Here is an 18,014-nt window from a genome sequence, read left to right as displayed (position 1 = left end):
GATCAGGTTGCTATCCCTTCAATTGCCGATGCGACATCTCGTTTGCATAGAGCGAGATCCCAAGTGACGGCGCAAGTGGTGCCGGCAGACTTTCGGTGCGCTCCAAGAACTCCTTCACGAGAGCAATTGACCGGCGATCGTAACTGGCAACCTGCTTCGCCATCGCGAGCACCACAGCGTCCAGATTCTCCGACGAAACGACGCGGGCCGCTAAGCCCAGCTGAATGGCCTCCTGCCCACTCAGTTCGCGCCCGGTGAAGATCAGGTCGCCGAGAATGCTACGCGGCAAAACATACCGATAATGGCTCAGCACGATGGTCGGTGGAATGCCATGTGGAATCTCCGGAAAGCTCAGCCTTGCATCCTCCGCCACGATCACAATGTCGCAGCGCCCTGCCAGTGAGAGGCCCGCACCTTCGGCCCGGCCGCGGATTGCGGCGATGGTGACCGCACGGCATCTTTGGACCGCCTCGTTCAACTTTTGGATTTGCTGAAATTCCTCGACAATGTCGAGGGGATCCGAAGACTGCACTGCAGGCCGTTGCCGGCCGAGAGAGAAGTCGGGGCCCGTCGAGCCGAGCACCACGACGCCCGGGCCGCCGTCAAGCGGGGCTACCGCGTTCAAGCTATCGGTCAATTCATCGATAGTGGCCGCGTCAATGCGGTGGCCGGCCTCGGGCCGATTCAGGGACAGGTAGAGAACGTCGCCATCGGTGTGGCTCAAGATGCTCATTTCGGTGCTTCCGCTCAAAGAATGGGAGTGTTCAAGATGCGATCGCTGACAGCAATGCGACCGGAGGCATTCTGCGCCAGCTCCCGGCGCGCCTCCTCCATCTGCTCAGCCGTCAATACCGCCTGTTCTTCCTCAAGCCAGCTCCGAGCAAAGGCATAGACGAAAGCACAACGCGCGTAGCGCGCTCGCCCATAGCGCATGAGGCGCTGCTCCAGCGTGCCATCCGCCTGCATCGCCTCGTGAGCCAGGATCAGAGCGTCCTCGACCGCCATAGCTGCGCCCTGTGTCAGGTGAGGAGGCACAATGTGGGCTGCATCGCCCCCGATAGCGACACGCCCGCGATGCCAAGGCCAAGGCACCAACATCGGCTCCAAGGCACCATAGACGATATCGGATTGCTCATTCAGACTGGCGCTGACTTCCGATACGTAGCTGCCAAACTGGGCCAACCGCTCTTTCCAGAGCGAGGCCAGATCTTTCCGCTCGTAATAGGCGCCGATCGGCTCAGGGCGAATATTGAACAAATACATCTTGTCCTTGCTGATGGGCATCGCGCCGGCTTTTCCGCCGCACCCCTGCAAGAATTCCATGCCGGTGACACACTCCGGGCGGTCCACCTGGACCCGCCACGCCCCGATCCCGCAAGGCCGGGGAACGAACATTGTTCCAACAAGGTGCTGGCGCGTGGTCGAGCGGATGCCGTCGAAGCCGGCGACCAGGTCGAATGCGTCGTTCGTTCCGTCCGAGAAGCGCACGCGCACCACGTTCGCGTCGCTTTCATCATAGGCGCTGATCTGCAGCCCCAAGCTGACTTCCACGCCGATCCGCTTCGCCGCCGCCAACAAAATGCGGTGCAGCTCCGCACGCGACAGCGCGCAGACCGCCGGAACCCGCTCATCTCCCAGAAGAAATTTATGCTCGGCGATGAGACGACGTTGCGCGTCGAAGATCGTCATATGATCATAGATGAATCCATGATCCAAAATCTCCTCCAGCACACCCAGATGATCATAGACCCGCAGTGCATTTGCGGGCTGGCCAAGGCCGACTCCGGTCACGTCAAAGGCAGGCCGACGCTCGATCAACCTCACCTGCGCCCCACGTTGCGCAAAGGCAAGCGCCGCGGCCAAGCCCCCAACGCCGCCGCCGGCAACCAAGACCCTTCTGACCACATCCATGGATTTTCTCCAGCTCACGCCCTAGCGTCCGGCCGAAGCCAAGCCCACCCTCGGGCTCGGGAGCGGCCCCAGGGAGCTTGCTCCAGCCGATATTTTATGTATCCTAAGTTATATAACTTTTGTACGTCAAGCGAGTTCCGTGAAAAGGGGTCAGCATGACTGAGGTCGATACTTCGGTTTATCAGCGGCAAAAGTTCGGGCAGAAGCTCGGATTTGGGGTCTCGGCGTCGCTGGTGGTCATCGATTACACGCGCGGGTTTGCCGATCCCGCGATCCTCGGCGGCGGCAACATCGCAGCCGCCATCGCCAACACGGTGACGTTGCTGAGCGCAGCGCGTCACGCGGGCATTCCCATCGCATTCACCCGGCACATCTATGCGGACGATGGCAGCAACTTCAACCTGTTCAACGTGAAGCTTCCGACCAACAATCTCCTGACCACCAGCAGCGACGCAGCGCAAATCGTGCCGGAGCTTACCCCGACCGCCGGCGAGCTTGTCATCGACAAGCAGTATCCGTCCGCCTTTATCGGCACCAATTTAGCGAGCTGGCTCACCCAGCGGCGGGTCGACACCTTGATCGTGACGGGCTGCACGACGAGTGGCTGTGTGCGAGCCTCGTCCGTCGATGCCATGTGCGCAGGCTTCCGGCCCATGGTCGTGCGGGATTGCGTCGGCGATCGGGCTGAGGGCCCCCATGAGTCGAACCTTTTCGACCTGCAGCAGAAATACGCCGACGTGGTGTCCCTGACCGAGGTTCTGACCTACCTATCGCGATAAGCGGCGTCCCCGTTTGGGGCGCAGATCAGAAGCCGGAGACCCCTCGTCCTCCGGCTTCGCTGTCCGGTCGATCCCCCCGACATAAAACGCCATGATCTCGTGGACGGCCTCGCGCTCCTCGGGAGCGACCTGAGAGCGAAACGCGCTCATGTGCGCGTGCGCATCTTGCACGATATCGAACAACCGCTCTTCACCGCTGGCGGTGATATGGACGAGCGTCGCGCGCCGATCGGTTTTCGAGCGGGTTCTGCGGACAAGCCCCACCTTTTCAAGCTGTTGCACCAAGCGGGATGCAAGCGTCTGCACGATATTGAGCCGATCGGCGATGCGGCCCACCGGCAGAGCCTTTCCCGTCGCACCGAAGATCTGGATCAGCGCCTGATGCTCCAGCGGCACGAGATCGTGCTTGCGCGCGCAATCATCGATAGTCATCTGCACCTTGCGAATGACATAACGTGCCTGCGCCACTTTCTTCATGTAATCAGTAAACGCGTAGACGTGCGTTTTCTGATCGATGTCGACCCAGCTGACGTCCCGCGCGTTGTCCATCCCAAGGCACCCCGACTGCCGCCTGCACCCAAAGCGTACTTAGGTAGCAGATTTTTGGAGCCAGGTTGATCCGCTGCTTCCGCGCCATCGAGGAAGGCCGTATCCAGGGTCGCCCCTGGGCACGGCGCTCCGCTCAAAGCTCGCCGCAGGGCCGTTCGCCTCAGCTCCTGCGGGCCGCTGCGTGGGCGCGCGCATCTCTAGCCGGCCCGATACCACTCTAATGGCACCATCGTTAGAGACGGTATAAATGTAATCAGCAGCAGAACGAGCAGATATATCAGAACGAACGGAATAACTCCAATATAGAGCTGCGACATCGGCACCTTGAACAAGGCATTCGACGCGAACAGGTTCAGGCCGAACGGGGGCAAGAACATTCCGATCGCAAGGTTGATGGTCACGATCAACCCGAAATGGACGGGATCGATGCCAGCATTAGCGATCACGGGAGCGAGCAGTGGCGTCAGGATCAGGATTGCAGGTGGCGGTTCCAGCACGCTCCCAATGAACAGCAAAGCCACGTTGAACGTCAGGAGTAGAACCCAGGTGTCGAGATGCAGGCCATTGATGAATTCCACCAACTGCTGCGGCAGGCCACTCGTCGTGATCAGCCACCCATAGGCACCCGCTACCGCGACGAGGATCATGATCTGCGCAACCAGCACCGTGGATTCCGTCAGGCACCGCCAGACGCCGGCCCATGTCAGCTCATGGTAAACATAAACGGAAACGAGCAAGGAATAGATGCAGGCAATCCCGGCCGCTTCCGTCGGCGTGAAAATGCCTCCATAGATGCCGCCGATAATGAGGACGGGAGTGAACAACGCCCAGCTGGCGCGCCGCGCAGCGGGAATGATGACCGACAGCTGCGGTCGCCCAGTGACCGGGATGTCGAGGATCTTCGCCCGCACCATCACATACATGCTCAACAGCGCCGCGATCATCAGTCCCGGGATGATGCCGGAAAAAAAAAGCTGCGTGATCGAGACCTGCGCCGTGATGGCATACAGGATCATCGGAATCGACGGCGGAATAATAACGTCGATGACACCTGTCGCTGTGATCAGGCTGACGGAAAAGCGCCGACCGTAGCCCTGGCGTTCCAGCGTGGGGATGGTGAGCTTCCCGATTGCGGCGACGCACGCGATGCTGGAGCCTGACATCGCACCAAAGGCGGACGCCGAGCCGATTGCCGCCACGCCCATCGAGCCGCGAATACCGCCGACCAGCGACAGGATAAATTCGATGAGGCGCGCGGCGATGCCGCCGCGAGCCATGAAGTCTCCCGCAAGGATGAAGAGCGGGATTGCCAGCAGAGGAAAGCTGTCCAGACCACCGAACATGGTGGTGTGAATGGCGCGGATCGGACCGACGTTGAGGTCGAGGATGCCGAAGATCGTCGCCGCCAGGAGCACGATGAAGATCGGCGCGCTCAGCGCGACCAGGATGACCGGCAGGCCGACGAAAATAAGTGCTGTCATGACGACGGCTCCAGTTCCGAATGCGCGTCATCCACCGCCAGTGGACCGAAGACCACGAGGCGCAAGACCATCATGACAGCGATGAGAATGACGCCCACCATCAGGAACGACTGCGGAATCCACATCGGCAATTCGAGCGCATCGCTGCGCTGGTTGAAACGAAAGAGCTTCGACACGACGAAGAAGCTATTCCATGCAAGCACGAGAAGAAGCGTGACAGAGAAGAACGTGATGAACGTTGCCACCGCAGCACGAAGCTGAGCCGGCAGCCTTTTCACCAGCATATCGAGATGCATGTGAACGCCTCTCCACGTCACCGCGGCGGATGATGAAAAGATGACGAACACCATCAGGTAGATCATCGCCTCTTCCGCCCAGCTGAATGCGTGGCTGAAGACATAGCGCCCCACCACATTCACCCCGCAGATGAGCACGATGCAAAGCAGCGCGACTGCACCGAGCTGCGTCGACACGTTCGAAAGGATGTCCCCCGCCCTGCGAAGCCGCGGAAAGCGGTCGGCGCGGGCTGGCGGCGCAGTTGCAAGGGTCGAGGCTTGGGTCATCTGAAAATTCCCGTCTTGGAAGAATCTTTTTTTAGTGAGCCTCCCCGCTGAAGGTCTGCATGATGGTGCTCTTCGCCACGCGGACCTTGCGGGTTGTTGCCGGGGTATTTCGACTGCGGCCGACGAAACGCGGCACGCCATTGGTTATGACTGCGCCGATTGCAGGGATATCTCCGTTCCGCAGACCGGAGAGCGCATCGGCCTGGGAGCCGCCATCGCATGCATCGATCAGCACGATGTCCGCCGCACGCCCCGGGGCGATGATGCCACTGTCGAGGCGGAATACCCGGGCATTGTTTCCCGTGGCCGCCGCAACCGCGATCTCCGGCGCCATGCCGCCGAGAGCGACTAGGTGCGTGATCGTGTACCAGATCCCCAATGGCATGATGCCGCTGCCCGTGGGCGTGTCCGTAGCGATCAGGAGACGTTCCAGTTGATGCGCCGATTTCAACAGGTCGGCCACCAGGAGCGTGGTCCGCAAATTGCCGGCGGTGCAGACCTGCAGCGCCATCTGCGATTCATTCACGAGGCGAGCGAAACCCGGCTCGGGCATCGCCGTCGGTCCGCCGTTCACGTGATAGGAAACGTCGGGGAGGATCTTGAGGAGATGTTCCGCCCAGATCCCGCCCGAACCGGGAATGGAGGAGCCGCCGGTGTGCACCATAGACACCATCCCGGCCCGCCGTGCGGCTGCCACCAGCGGCGCGTATTCGTCGGCGCTTGAGAAGGCACCAAACCCGGCCTTGCACATCCAGATGCCAAGACGCGCGGCGTCCTGAAAATCCTCCTCCGCCAGCCCCGGCTCGAGGATCAGCGATCCAGCGCACACGCGCATGCCCCCCGGCCGATAGGTCTGAAAGGACTTCATCGCCGCGACGGCAAGCGCCTTCACGCCAGCGGGGTCTCGCGGGCGCCCGGGAACGTGCACCTCCGACGCGCTGATGCTTGTGGTCACGCCGCCGTGCACGTAGCTCTCCAGAAATCCGACCGTCTTCTGGCGGGGCGTGTAGTCTCCGAACGTGATGTGCACATGGGAGTCGATCAGGCCCGGCGCCGCGATCGTCCCGCCAGCATCGATCACGACATCGCAGCCGTCCAAGGACGCACCGGTTCCGACAGACACAATCTTGCCGGCCTCTGTGACGATTGTGTCGCCTGCCGCAACCGGGGCATCGATGTCCCCCGTGAGAACTCCACCCAGATTTGCGATTCCGACTTTCATCTGAGGCTCCTACACCGCCGCCACGGCCGCGCGGGCGACGACCTCCTCGTGGGTCAGGCCACCCACGCGTGCATTGAGGCGCCCCCCCGTTGCGAGCACAAAGATGATCGCGACCTCGTCCGGCGCCGGCCCTTCCGGAAGCATGATGGTCATGCCGTTGTAGTGCGAACGCACATAGACGTCGTCCGTGTGATTCAGCGGGATATCGACCGCCGTTCCGGGACCACCGACCTTGGTCATGGAAGAGATCCAGGCCTTGCCGGTGCCGATCATCTCGCGCATGGGGTTTGCGAAGCTCGTGGTCAGCAGGGCATTCGCGTGCTCCTGCTCGCCCGCGACGCCGACGATCCCCCCCTTGCCGTACGCCTGAATCTCCCCGCGGGCGACATACTTGGCCGCCATCTGCGCGAGGGTCGAACCGAGCGCCACGGATGCAGCGATTCCATCGGACAGATCAGCCTCGTATCCGCCGACCCATGGATTTTCAACGACCGCGACGACCGCAACTTTGCGAAGCGGAACGGCGGCCCGAATGCCGGCCTCTTCCCGTTGCTCGCTCAGGATCGAATAACTGCGACGAATCTTCAGTTCCATGCTCTGAACTCATTTTTCCGGGCTTGACGTTCTGTCATCATGTTTTAAAAATGTCTGACAATTTGTCAAACAGATTCACAGGTGCGCGTAGCCATGGACGGACGGCGGGGCAAAATCGCGAGCAAGCCAGCTGGGCCACGGAGGTCTCGACAGATCGATGCCGGAGGTTTGGGGCGCGGCGGCGATGGCTTGACGCGCGCCGATCTGCAGATCCAGCCGAAGACGATACAGCAGCAGACTGTCGAGAGGCTCCGCTCCGCCATTTCCGAGGGTGTGTTTCAACCCGGCGAGCGGCTCGTGGAAGTCGAAGTGGCGGGGCTTCTCGGCATTAGCCGCCCGTCGTTGCGCGAGGCCCTTCGCAGCCTCGAGAGCGAGCGCTTGGTTACGATCGTGCCGAACCGCGGCCCCCATGTCTCAGTCGTGACATGGGCAGAAGCTGGGCAGATCTATCATGTTCGTAAGCTGCTGGAGGGAGAGGCCGCTGCGCTCGCGGCAGAGCACGTCGAGGCGCATCACCTTGAGCAGATGCGCTGCGCCCTCGAGGATTTTCGAGCAGCTGTCACTGTGGGTGATCGTCGTTCGCTGATTGTTGCCACCACCGCCTTCTACCGGGCAGTGGTGGATGGCTGCGGGAACCGGATCATCGCCGAGATGCAAGCACACCTTTATGCGCGGATCAGTTTCCTCCGCGACCGGTCCATGTCGAATCCTGCAAGACCCCGCGAGAGCCTCAAGGAGATGACCGCGATCTACGAGGCCATCAAGCGGCGCGACGCGGAAGCGGCCCGGCTCGCGGCCGTCCGTCACGTTGACCTAGCATGCAGTGCCGCCCTGGCCGCGTACAAGGAGAGTGATGGCGAGACATAATCGAATCTAAATAAAAATATAAAAACGAATGCCTTCTATAAAACCAGAGGAACATAAAATGAATCGACGGAATTTTCTTGTCAGTGCCGGTGCTATCTTGGTCGCATCGGCGACCGGCGGCGCTGCCTTGGCGCAGAAGCCGATCGTCATGAAGCTTGGCACGGCGACCATCAATGATTCACAACACGCTTGGATGAAGCGATTTGCGGAGTTGGTTGCCGAGAAGAGCGGCCAACGCATCTCCGTCGAGGTCTATCCAGCGAGTCAGCTTGGCGCATCGCCCCGTATGATTGAGCAGACGCAGATGAACACCATACAAGGTGTCGTCACTCCACCGGAATTTCTCGGTGGGATCGATTCACGGTTTCAGGTACTGAGCGCACCCGGCATCTTCACCGATCTGGCGCATACCAATCGCACACTTCAAGACCCCGAGTTCAACAAAGCGTTTCTTTCGCTCGGTCAGGATCGTGGTCTGCTGGGGCTTGGTCTGTTCATCTCAGGTCCTTCAATTTTTGCATCGACCAAGCCGATTAAGGCGCTCGATGATTTTGGCGGCAAGAAGATCCGCGTTTTGCCGGCCCAGCTTCAGCTGGAGCAGATTCGCGCATTGGGCGCGACTCCAATTCCGATGCCCCCCAGCGAAGTTCTGCCTGCACTGCAGCAGGGCACCCTCGACGCGGTAATGAGCTGCCTGCCTGTCTTGGCCGGTTTGCGCTACAACGATGCGGCCAAATACCTGTCTGAGACGAACCACGGCGTCATCTCGTCGATCGCGGTGATCAGCAAAGACTGGTACGACGGCCTTCCTCCGGATCTTCAGAAGGTGATTGTTGAGGCGGGCAAGCAGGCGACGACTGACGTTTACGAGTTCTCGGTGAAGGACGTCGACGACGCGCGCGAGCTCTGGGTCGCAGGTGGCGGAGAGATCGTCCCGATCACCCCGGAATTTCGCGCCCAGGTGGCAGCGAAACTCGCCCCTCTTGCGCGCGAGCAGCTCAAATCGCGGCCACAAGACCTTGCACTCTACGAGTTGCTCGTTCGGGCCACCGAGCGCACCAAGCGCTAGTTGCAGATTCCATCACAGCCGCGCGCACTGCTCCGCTTCCATGCCGGCGCGCGGCTGCACGCCACCTTAGACAAGCCCTCGCCTAGGACGCGTACGCGCGCTATGGAGACCCGTCTTGGAGACGAACCGGTTTTACGTCGGCGGACGGTGGGTATTGCCCTCGTCTCAAGAGATCTTCACGATCTACAACCCTGCCAACGGGGAGAAAACCGCGGACATCAGCGTCGGCACAGGTCAGGATGTGGCCGCCGCCGTCGCTGCCGCTGCGCAAGCCTTTCCTTCCTATGCCAATACGACGCCGGCCACGCGGCTGGATTTGCTTGCTCGGATTGTCCGTGTCCTGCGGGAGCGGCAGGACATCCTTGCGCATGCGGTGACGACAGAAATGGGAGCACCTATTTCATTCGCTCGTTCCGTTCAGGTCGCTACGGCAATCGCGCATTTCGAGCATGCGGCGAAGGCTCTCGCCGGCTTTGAATTCGAGCACACCTACCAGCGCTATTGTGTTACCTATGAGCCGATTGGCGTGTGCGGCTTGATCACGGCCTGGAATTGGCCGTTGGCGCTCATCGCTTCCAAACTGGCTTATGCTTTGGCTGCCGGCTGCACCGTGGTTCTTAAGCCCAGTGAGTTCGCACCCCTATCCCCCCTGCTACTGGCTCAGGCCCTCCACGACGCCGGGGTGCCGCCAGGGGTGTTTAACTTGGTCAATGGTGTCGGGGCAGTAGTTGGCCAGGCGATCTCATCCCATCCTGATATTGATATGGTGTCGTTCACCGGCTCAACGCGCGCGGGAATTCTTGTCGCGAAGTCAGCCGCTGATACCGTCAAGCGCGTGCACCAGGAGCTCGGCGGTAAGTCCCCGAATATCCTGCTGCCCGATGTCGACCTTGAGAAAGCGGTCAACATGGGGGTGCGCCGAGCATTTTCCAATGCGGGTCAGTCCTGCCAGGCGCCGACGCGCATGTTTGTGCACCGGAGCCAGTATGACGCTGCGCTTGGGTTTGCCAAAGCATGTGCAGAGAGCCTGAATGTCGGCGATCCGTTCTCGCAGGAAACCGAGCTTGGACCGGTGATCTCTGAAATTCAGTGGACACGCGTTCAGGCGCTCATCAAGGCGGGGATCGATGAGGGGGCCGAGATCGTCACCGGCGGGCTCGGCCGACCGGACCATCTGGATCGGGGGTTCTTTGTGCGCCCTACGATCTTCGGCGCAGCGACCAACGACATGACCATCGCCCGACAAGAGATTTTCGGCCCAGCGCTCCCTATCATTCCCTATGAGAGCGAAGAAGACGCACTGCGTATGGCTAATGACACCGAATATGGCCTCGCCTCCTATATCCAGAGTCAGGATTTGGCGAAGGCGCGGCGGCTCGCGGCAAAGATCCGCGCGGGTCGCGTCTATATAAATACAGTCGTCAATGATCTCGACGCACCGTTTGGTGGATACAAGCATTCGGGGAATGGACGGGAACAAGGGGTCAAGGGCCTTGAAGAATATCTCGAAACGAAGGCCATCCTGACCTGACCTGAGGCGTTTAGGCGCTGCATCGATTCTCAGTGTGGCGAAGCTCGTGCCTTGCCGCCGCACATACAACGAGGCGGGATGATGGAACGCCGAGCAAAGGTCTACGATTACATCATCGTTGGAGCGGGATCGGCGGGTTGTACGCTGGCGAGCCGTCTCACCGAGAGCGGCAGCTATCGCGTCTTACTGCTTGAGGCCGGAGGCTGGGATTGGCATCCCTACATCCACATCCCTTTGGCCTGGGGTAAGATCCTTGGTGAACGCCGCCATGACTGGATGTATTTCACCGCTCCCGAAACCCGCCTGGACAACCGCGAGATTGAGTGCGCGCGTGGAAAGGTCATCGGCGGATCGTCGTCAATAAATGCAATGCTCTATTGTCGCGGAAACCGCGATGACTATGAGCGTTGGGCGGCGAGTGGTTTGCCGGAATGGGATTATGCCCATGTCCTCCCGTATTTTCGGAAGCAGGAAAGCTGGGAGTTCGGCGCCAACACCTACCGCGGTGGCGATGGCCCTCTGAATACGATGGTCACGCGTTACCAGGATCCGTTGATCGAGGCCTATTTCGAGGCCGGTCGTGAGATCGGGTATCCGACCAATCCCGACTACAATGGGAAGACACAGGAGGGGCTCGGCTATGTGCAGTCGACAATCCGTTCAGGACGGAGGTGCAGTGCCGCAGTCGCGTACTTGCGCCCGGCCTTGGCTCGCGACAACCTCCAGGTCATCACAGGTGCGTTGACGACAAACATCAGCTTTGAAGGCACCCGCGCAACGGGGGTTGAATTTCAGCACAGGGGTCGAAAGGGTCAGGCGGAAGCCGAAAGAGAAGTAATTATCTGTGGTGGAGCGATCAATACGCCACAGATATTGATGCTATCTGGCATTGGTGATCCTGCCTTATTGAAGGCGCTCGATATTCCCGTGAGAGCCGCGCTGCCCGGCGTCGGGAGAAATCTGCAAGACCATCTGTCTGTAGCGGTCGATTATGATCGAGCGGCGCCCGGCCCTTTTCATCATGCCATGCGCGTGGACCGCATAGCAAAAGAAGTTCTGAATACCTATTTCAGAGGAAAAGGCTTCGCTACCGAGCTTCCTGCCGGTTTTACGGGATTTGTCAAAAGTCGGCATGATCAGGTTCTTCCAGACGTTCAGTTGATATTTCGCGCGGCCCCATTGGCAGCCTGGCCCTACCTGGAGCCGTTCCGCAAGTCCTTCCCCGATAGCTTCGCATGCCGGGCGGTGCTTCTGCGCCCACACAGCCGGGGGCATATTGATCTTGTGTCCAAGGACCCGACCGCGCGGCCGCGCATACTGCAGAACTTTCTCGCCGACAGGCGGGATTGGGAGACCCTTCGGGCCGGTCTGCGGTTGAGTGCGGAGCTTGGGCGGCAGCGGAGTCTGATGCCCTATATCCGCCAACAAAAGAGCCCGGGCATCGCGCCTTCGGATCATGAGCTCGACGCGCACATCCGCGGAACTGCGTTGACGGCACACCATCCACTCGGCACATGCAAAATGGGGCCCTCTTCGGATTCTTTCGCTGTGGTCGGCTCCGACCTGCGGGTCCATGGGATGGAGAGCCTCCGCGTGGTCGATGCCTCGGTCATGCCAGATATGATCGGCGGAAATATCAACGCTGCGGTTATAATGATGGGAGAGCGAGCGGCTGATCTCATTCTCGGACGCAGGATGTCACCTGGTGCGCATTTGTCGTCGCGGCGAGAGTGAGCGATGCGTCAGTCGGCACGGCAAGCTGACCGCGCGCGCATCGGTTCCAAATCCGGCCCGCTATCTGGGACATTGCCCCCATTGCCGTGCGGCACTGCCGCCAGCGCAGCGGCAGTGGGGGTAATACGGCGCAGCCCCATAGACATCGTGTGGTGCTGTAAAATGCCCGTCCTGCTCGTCTCCGGCCCACACTGCCGAGAGCGGGATCATGTGGGCAAGGTTCAGGGTGGAGAGGGGCGGCTGGCGCACATTGGCGTAGCCGTGTCCCGGCAGGCTGCCGAGCCAGACGTCCACGGCATTGAGGGTCGCCACCATGGCGGTGAAATCCCGGCCCTGGATCACCTTCTCGACCAACCGGAGCTTCTCGTCTGCGATGCGGGGATCGGCATCCCAGACCGTCACCGTGACGGTGACATAGGCGATGCCGGCATGGTCGGCGCCAAGTTCCTGCCAGGCGAGATCTGCGTCCTCCACCTTGTTGGCGGCATCGGAGTCGAGCTGCGCATGGAGGCGGCCAGGCAACGCATTCCGGGTGGCTGGCAGGATCACACGGGCCCGCTGGCGGCGCGCGCGCAGCTGGCGCCGGATCAACCACCGCCGACCGGCGGCCCGAAGGGCTTCGCCGTAAGCTTTCTGGTGCGCATGCTGTTCTCCTGCCTTGTGGATGCGGACTTCATCGCCACCGAGCGCTTCTATGCCCGCGCCACCGGCACGCCGGTGGCGCGCGGCGGTCACCGGGCGCTGTCCGACCTGCGCGATCGCCTCCGCACCTTCATGGCCGAGACACGCGCCGGTGCCGCCCCCACGCCGCTCAATGCATTGCGCGCAGACATTCTCGCCCACGCCCTGGACAAAGCGGCGCTCTCGCCGGGACTTTTCAGCCTCACCGTGCCCACCGGCGGCGGCAAAACCCTCGCCTCCCTGTCCTTCGCCCTCGAACATGCGGTGCGACACGGCCTCAAACGCATCATCTATGTCTTCCCTACACCTCCATCGTCGAACAGACCGCAGACGTCTTTCAGAAGGCCCTCGGCTCCACAGATGACATTCTGGAGCACCATGCCGGCTTCGATTGGGAGAAGGCGCGCGGCGCGCGCAAGGCCGATGACGAGGCGCCGGACGCGCTCGCCAAGCTGCGGCGGGCGGCAGAGCTCTCCTGTGGTTCCACCCCATGGGGAGTAAACCCTGACACCCCTCGGACAGGAGGCAGCAGCCCTTGTGGAAGGACTGGCGGACTGGATCGAAGCGCGGCTGCCGGCTCTCCGACAGGAGATGGAGCCGCCGGAGGGCTGAACACCCTGGTGCGGACCTTCGACACCCAGTGGAGCGGTTATGAACTTGCCGTCGAGAAAATGACAGGACTGTTCTCAGCCACACACAGCAGCGACGTAGCCGATCTCACTGCCCTCCAGCACCGGCAGCGCGGCCGCGGCGGCCTGCGGGAGAGCGGGCCGTGTGAACAGCGCGGCGCGGCGCCACCTTCGGCTTGCCCTCTTCCTCTGCATAGCCCCTCTCAGCGTCAAGCAGAATGCGTGTGGTCTCGCTGAGATGGTCGACAATCAGTTTGGCGGCAGCATCCGGATTGCGGGCCATCGCAGCCTCAAACAACGCGCGGTGCTCCACGGCGACATTGCGGCTGAAGCGGTCGACCGGGCCGGAGAGCCGTCGGTAGCGCTCCGCATGCTCCGACAACTGCCTGCGCATGCGCAAGAGCCATTGGGAATCGCAAGCAGAAGCCACCGCCTCGTGGAATTGTTGGTGGAGCCGCTCCCACTCATCGCTGACCCGCTGCCCGCCCTGGTCCAGCAGAGGTGTGCGATCGAGCTGGTGGAATGCAGCGGCAAGCTCACCTTCCCATTGCAACGAACCAAGGGTGACGGAGCGCCGCACGCATTCTTCTTCCACATGCAGTCGTGCTTTGGTGAGGTCGATAAGATCCTCTGCCGACACCGGGGCCACCCGGAACCCCTTCTGCGGCTCGGCCGTGACGAGCCCTTCGGCACTCAGTCGCGACAGCGCCTCGCGCACGGCGGCAAGACCGGTGGAGAAATGCGCTGCGAATTCGGAAATCTTCAGCTTCATGCCAGGCGAGAGCCGGCAGGACAGGATGTCCGCGCGCAGCGTCGCATAGACCTCTTCGGCAAGGCTCGATGACCCTTGCTGCGCCGGTTGCGTCATCGTCGTCCCCTTCCTGACGGGCAATATCAGCGATATATAATCAATTTTATTAAAATAAATCAATGATATATTCGCAAGCGTGGGGATGGCTCGCCAGGTCGTGATGTGCGTCGCGAATGGAGCCAGCGCAAGCCCCGCGCACCTCGCCTCGCAACGGCATGGTCATAAAATTGATTTTTAATTGACTCATTTATTTTTGTAGTCAATATCAATCCACGCACATGGCGAGGCGGATGATCGAAACGAGTGCGATGACGGACTCATGACCGTCCGCATGAGCCGCCACCGCTTCGCCGGGCGGGACAAACAAAGAAATAAATCTGGGGAGGCAACCATGGCCAATGCGCAGCAAGGCCGCGGCTATGAATGGAAAGCGGTGGCCCTGCTTTCCATTGGCTTTGGAATCGTAGGCATCGACCGCTTCATGATCATGCCGATGTTTCCGGCCATCATGAACGACTTAAATCTCACCTACCAGGATCTCGGCCATATTGCCGGCAGCCTCGCCATTTCCTGGGGTATCGCGGCGCTGTTCATGGGCAATCTCGCCGATCGCATTGGCCGCCGGAAGGTCATCATCGGCTCGCTTATCGTGTTCTCGGCGCTCGCCGGCGCCAGCGGCCTTGCGAGCGGAGTGGGCGGGCTCATCGTGTTCCGGGCGCTCATGGGGTTCTCGGAGGGCGCCTTCACGCCTGCCAGCATCACTGCCACCCTGGAAGCGTCTGACCCGACGCGCCATGGGCTCAATCTCGGCATTCAGCAGGCGACCTTGCCTCTGCTTGGCCTTGGCCTTGGCCTCACCCCCATTCTCGTCACCCAGCTCCTGCAGATCGTCGACTGGCGCTGGATCTTCCTGCTGGTGTCAGCTCCAGGCTTCCTGGTAGCGTTCCTAACCTATCGCGTGCTGCGCGACGTACCGCCGAAGGTGGCCGCCCTCCACACCGCCACCCACGATGCGTCCACGCACCGCTGGAGCGACGTGTTCAAGTATCGCAACGTGCCTCTGAACATGCTGGGCATGCTGTGCTGGCTGACGTGCCTCATCGTCACCAGCGCCCTGATGCCCAGCTATCTGACCGACCATATCGGGCTCGACGTGCAGTCCATAGGCTTCGTGGTCTCCGGCATCGGCTTCGGCGCGGCGCTCGGCACCGTCGTCATGCCTTGGCTGTCCGATCGTTTCGGCCGCAAGCCGATCATGATCACATCAGCGCTTGGAAACCTCGCTTTCCTGGTCCTGCTGATGAATATCGGTGCCGCGCCGAGCTGGCTCTTCTTCGCTCTCTCCGGTACCTGCTTCTTCAACTTTGCCCTCATCTGCCTCACCGTAGGCCCGCTGACCGTGGAGGCCGTACCGGCGATGTTGATGGCAACGGCATCGGGCATTGTAGTTGGTACCGGCGAGATCTTCGGTGGCGGCATCGCACTCATCATTGCCGGGACGGTGGCGCACCATTTAGGCATTGCATCGATCCTCTATCTTGCAGCCGGAGCCGTGCTTGTGGGCTTTCTGGTCTGCCTTGCTCTCAAGGAAACCGCGCCACGGCTGGTCACCGGTGGAACGCCAGAAGGCATGCCCACGCCGGCAGCATGAGTCTATGCGTTAAAAATTCAATCAAAACAGGTAGTTTAGGGAGATCGCACCCCATGTCGAGGAGGCATCTTGGCGCTTGCGCCGCCTTCGCCACGCTGCTCGCCGCAGGGCCCACCCATGCGACCGAAAACGGCGCTATCGCCTATCCCATCGGCGTCAACACCATCATGGCCGGCGCCATGCCGGCGCCGGGCGAGACTTGGTATCAGAACTACGCCGTCTATTACTCGGCTGGGGCCTTCACCGACGGCCAAGGCAACAGCGCGGTCCCCGGCTTCAGCGCCAGTGTGGCCGTAAACGCCGGGCGCCTGTTCCACACGTGGAACGTGGATCTCGGACCGTTGCTGCTGGCCTCTGGTATTGTCGTGCCGGTGATGAACGCGAATGTCAGCACGGCATTTGGCTCGGATAGTAATTTCGGCTTCGGCGACATCACCCTGCAACCCATCGACCTCGGTTGGTCCAATGCCGACCATACGTTCTTTGGCTATGTAGCGCTCGATGTCTTCGTGCCCACCGGCGGTCCCACCTCCAACAATTTCTACACCTTCAATCCTCACACCACCTTCACCTGGCTGGCCTTGCCCACCCTCGACATCTCGGGGGCCATCGGGGTGGAGTTTCACAGCAAGAACACCGACACCGACTACAAGTCCGGCGCGTTGTTTTTCTTAGACTGGGGCGTGAATTGGCATGCCTTCGACAAGGTCCCCGGATTGGCCGTCGGGTTGGGGGGCTACGTCATCAAGCAGTTCAGCGACGATGAGCTGGATGGGCTCGTGTATCTGGATGGTTTCCGCCAGCAGGGCTTCGCGGTCGGCCCGCAGATTTCCTACGGCGGTCCCAATGGTGCCATCGGCCTCAAATGGCAGCACGAGTTCGCGGCCGAAAACCGGCCCGAAGGCGACCGCTTCTGGCTCCAATTCATGTTGCCTCTGCGCGCGCCGTAGCACGACGCGCCGCCGCCAGCGCCTACCTGCCGTCGCGCAGGCCGCAAAGGAGAGATCGTGAACAAGGTCATCATCACCTGCGCCATCACCGGCTCGATCCACACGCCATCGATGTCGCCACACCTGCCCATCACCCCTGATGAGATCGCGACCTCCGCCATCGAGGCGGCGCGGGCGGGGGCAGCTATCGTGCACCTTCATGCGCGTGACCCGAAAGATGGGCGCCCGTCGCAGGATGTGGGGCTGTTCCGTCGGTTCGTGCCGCAGATCAAGGCGGCCAGCGACGTGATCATCAACCTCACCACCGGTGGCGCCCCCACCATGAGCGTGGAGGAGCGCCTGCAGCCCGCGCTGCAGCTCAAGCCGGAAGTCGCCTCTCTCAACATGGGATCGATGAATTTCGGCCTCTATGAGATGCTCGGGCGCATGAAGACCTTCCGTTACGACTGGGAAGAGGCTTATCTCGCCGGCAGTGACGACCGCATCTTCCGCAACACATTCAAGGATATTGCCTTTATCCTCCAGTCGTGCAGCGACAACGACACGCGGTTCGAGATCGAATGCTATGACATCGGCCATCTCTACACCGCGGCCCATTTCCTTGATCGCGGGCTGATCCGGCCGCCGCTGCTCATCCAATCGGTGCTCGGCATCCGTGGCGGGATCGGCAATGACCCGGAAGATGTTCTGCACATGAAACGCACGGCCGATCGGCTTTTCGGGAAAGACTACCATTGGTCCGTGCTGGGCGCGGGCCGGCGGCAGATGGCGCTCGCCACCATGTCGGCCACGCTCGGAGGACATGTGCGGGTGGGACTGGAGGATTCCCTCTGGGCGGGCCCGGGAGAGCTCGCCTCCAGCAATGCCGGCCAGGTGCAGCGCATCCGCACCATTCTTGAAGCGATGAACCTGGACATCGCGACGCCGGAGGAGGCTCGGGGCATGCTGTCCCTCAAGGGCGGCGCCAATGTCGCCTTCTGAGCAAAGCTTCC

At 61.2% G+C, this 18,014-nt stretch carries 17 protein-coding genes and 1 pseudogene; 9 read left to right on the top strand and 9 right to left on the bottom strand.

From position 1 onward, the window contains the following. Positions 1–10 precede the first annotated feature (10 nt). Together ACU4E7_RS07870 and ACU4E7_RS07865 are read right to left on the bottom strand one after the other, a co-directional pair. Complete coding sequence (locus tag ACU4E7_RS07870; protein ID WP_238122297.1) at positions 11–733, bottom strand: enoyl-CoA hydratase/isomerase family protein; 723 nt, start codon at positions 731–733, stop codon at positions 11–13. A 14-nt stretch (positions 734–747) separates the two neighbouring features. Then, complete coding sequence (locus ACU4E7_RS07865; protein ID WP_447021180.1) at positions 748–1,911, bottom strand: FAD-dependent monooxygenase; 1,164 nt, start codon at positions 1,909–1,911, stop codon at positions 748–750. Between the two features lie 155 nt (positions 1,912–2,066). Here ACU4E7_RS07865 and ACU4E7_RS07860 point away from each other — a divergent pair, with 155 nt between their 5' ends. Continuing rightward, positions 2,067–2,690 (top strand): isochorismatase family protein, encoded by a 624-nt coding sequence (locus ACU4E7_RS07860; RefSeq protein WP_238122295.1) that lies wholly within the window; start codon positions 2,067–2,069, stop codon positions 2,688–2,690. Here the strand turns inward: ACU4E7_RS07860 and ACU4E7_RS07855 are convergent. From ACU4E7_RS07855 to ACU4E7_RS07835, 5 genes are all read right to left on the bottom strand, one after another. After that, positions 2,679–3,239 (bottom strand): MarR family winged helix-turn-helix transcriptional regulator, encoded by a 561-nt coding sequence (locus ACU4E7_RS07855; protein WP_238122294.1) that lies wholly within the window; start codon positions 3,237–3,239, stop codon positions 2,679–2,681. The two genes, ACU4E7_RS07860 and ACU4E7_RS07855, sit on opposite strands and share 12 nt — an antisense overlap. Before the next feature lie 197 nt (positions 3,240–3,436). After that, the gene (locus ACU4E7_RS07850) at positions 3,437–4,720 is read right to left on the bottom strand and encodes a TRAP transporter large permease (protein WP_238122293.1); all 1,284 of its coding nucleotides are present in this window, start codon (positions 4,718–4,720) and stop codon (positions 3,437–3,439) included. Beyond that, the gene (locus tag ACU4E7_RS07845) at positions 4,717–5,283 is read right to left on the bottom strand and encodes a TRAP transporter small permease (RefSeq protein WP_238122292.1); all 567 of its coding nucleotides are present in this window, start codon (positions 5,281–5,283) and stop codon (positions 4,717–4,719) included. Before ACU4E7_RS07845 ends, ACU4E7_RS07850 begins: the two co-directional genes overlap by 4 nt. A 31-nt stretch (positions 5,284–5,314) precedes the next feature. Beyond that, positions 5,315–6,505 (bottom strand): amidohydrolase family protein, encoded by a 1,191-nt coding sequence (locus ACU4E7_RS07840; protein WP_238122291.1) that lies wholly within the window; start codon positions 6,503–6,505, stop codon positions 5,315–5,317. A 9-nt stretch (positions 6,506–6,514) separates the two neighbouring features. After that, positions 6,515–7,099: an amino acid synthesis family protein gene (locus ACU4E7_RS07835; RefSeq protein ID WP_238122290.1), complete on the bottom strand. Its 585-nt coding sequence runs from the start codon at positions 7,097–7,099 to the stop codon at positions 6,515–6,517. Positions 7,100–7,288: 189 nt separating this feature from the next. On the opposite strand from ACU4E7_RS07835, the gene ACU4E7_RS07830 reads away from it, so the two are divergent. The 4 genes from ACU4E7_RS07830 to ACU4E7_RS07815 all read left to right on the top strand — a co-directional run bounded on the left by ACU4E7_RS07830 (position 7,289) and on the right by ACU4E7_RS07815 (position 12,300). Next, complete coding sequence (locus ACU4E7_RS07830; RefSeq protein WP_238122289.1) at positions 7,289–7,966, top strand: GntR family transcriptional regulator; 678 nt, start codon at positions 7,289–7,291, stop codon at positions 7,964–7,966. Between the two features lie 58 nt (positions 7,967–8,024). Next, positions 8,025–9,035 carry a TRAP transporter substrate-binding protein gene (locus ACU4E7_RS07825; RefSeq protein WP_447021179.1) on the top strand — a complete coding sequence of 337 codons (1,011 nt, stop codon included), beginning with the start codon at positions 8,025–8,027 and terminating at the stop codon, positions 9,033–9,035. A 115-nt stretch (positions 9,036–9,150) separates the two neighbouring features. Next, positions 9,151–10,566, top strand: coding sequence for an aldehyde dehydrogenase family protein (locus ACU4E7_RS07820; RefSeq protein WP_447021178.1), 1,416 nt, complete (start codon positions 9,151–9,153; stop codon positions 10,564–10,566). A 78-nt stretch (positions 10,567–10,644) separates the two neighbouring features. Next, a complete protein-coding gene (locus ACU4E7_RS07815) occupies positions 10,645–12,300 on the top strand; it encodes a GMC family oxidoreductase (protein ID WP_447021177.1) in 1,656 nt (551 codons plus the stop codon). Positions 12,301–12,435: 135 nt separating this feature from the next. Here the strand turns inward: ACU4E7_RS07815 and ACU4E7_RS07810 are convergent. Beyond that, a pseudogene (locus ACU4E7_RS07810) lies at positions 12,436–12,795 on the bottom strand (conjugal transfer protein TrbE); the annotation flags it as partial. Here ACU4E7_RS07810 and ACU4E7_RS07805 point away from each other — a divergent pair. After that, on the top strand, positions 12,730–13,482 hold the full coding sequence (locus ACU4E7_RS07805) for a hypothetical protein (protein ID WP_447021704.1): 753 nt from the start codon (positions 12,730–12,732) through the stop codon (positions 13,480–13,482). The pseudogene ACU4E7_RS07810 and the gene ACU4E7_RS07805 sit on opposite strands and share 66 nt — an antisense overlap. Positions 13,483–13,698: 216 nt before the next feature. Here the strand turns inward: ACU4E7_RS07805 and ACU4E7_RS07800 are convergent, their stop codons facing one another. After that, complete coding sequence (locus tag ACU4E7_RS07800) at positions 13,699–14,478, bottom strand: GntR family transcriptional regulator (protein ID WP_447021176.1); 780 nt, start codon at positions 14,476–14,478, stop codon at positions 13,699–13,701. 262 nt (positions 14,479–14,740) lie between these two features. On the opposite strand from ACU4E7_RS07800, the gene ACU4E7_RS07795 reads away from it, so the two are divergent. From ACU4E7_RS07795 to ACU4E7_RS07785, 3 genes are read left to right on the top strand one after another with little or no spacing between them, the layout of a single operon-like run. Beyond that, on the top strand, positions 14,741–16,072 hold the full coding sequence (locus ACU4E7_RS07795) for an MFS transporter (protein ID WP_447021175.1): 1,332 nt from the start codon (positions 14,741–14,743) through the stop codon (positions 16,070–16,072). A 53-nt stretch (positions 16,073–16,125) separates the two neighbouring features. Continuing rightward, on the top strand, positions 16,126–17,022 hold the full coding sequence (locus ACU4E7_RS07790; protein ID WP_447021174.1) for a SphA family protein: 897 nt from the start codon (positions 16,126–16,128) through the stop codon (positions 17,020–17,022). A 57-nt stretch (positions 17,023–17,079) separates the two neighbouring features. Continuing rightward, the gene (locus ACU4E7_RS07785) at positions 17,080–18,003 is read left to right on the top strand and encodes a 3-keto-5-aminohexanoate cleavage protein (RefSeq protein WP_447021173.1); all 924 of its coding nucleotides are present in this window, start codon (positions 17,080–17,082) and stop codon (positions 18,001–18,003) included. The last annotated feature ends 11 nt before the right edge of the window (positions 18,004–18,014 follow it).

The organism is Xanthobacter sp. ZOL 2024 (genome assembly GCF_052932325.1).
This window is presented reverse-complemented; position numbering and strand designations above follow the sequence as displayed.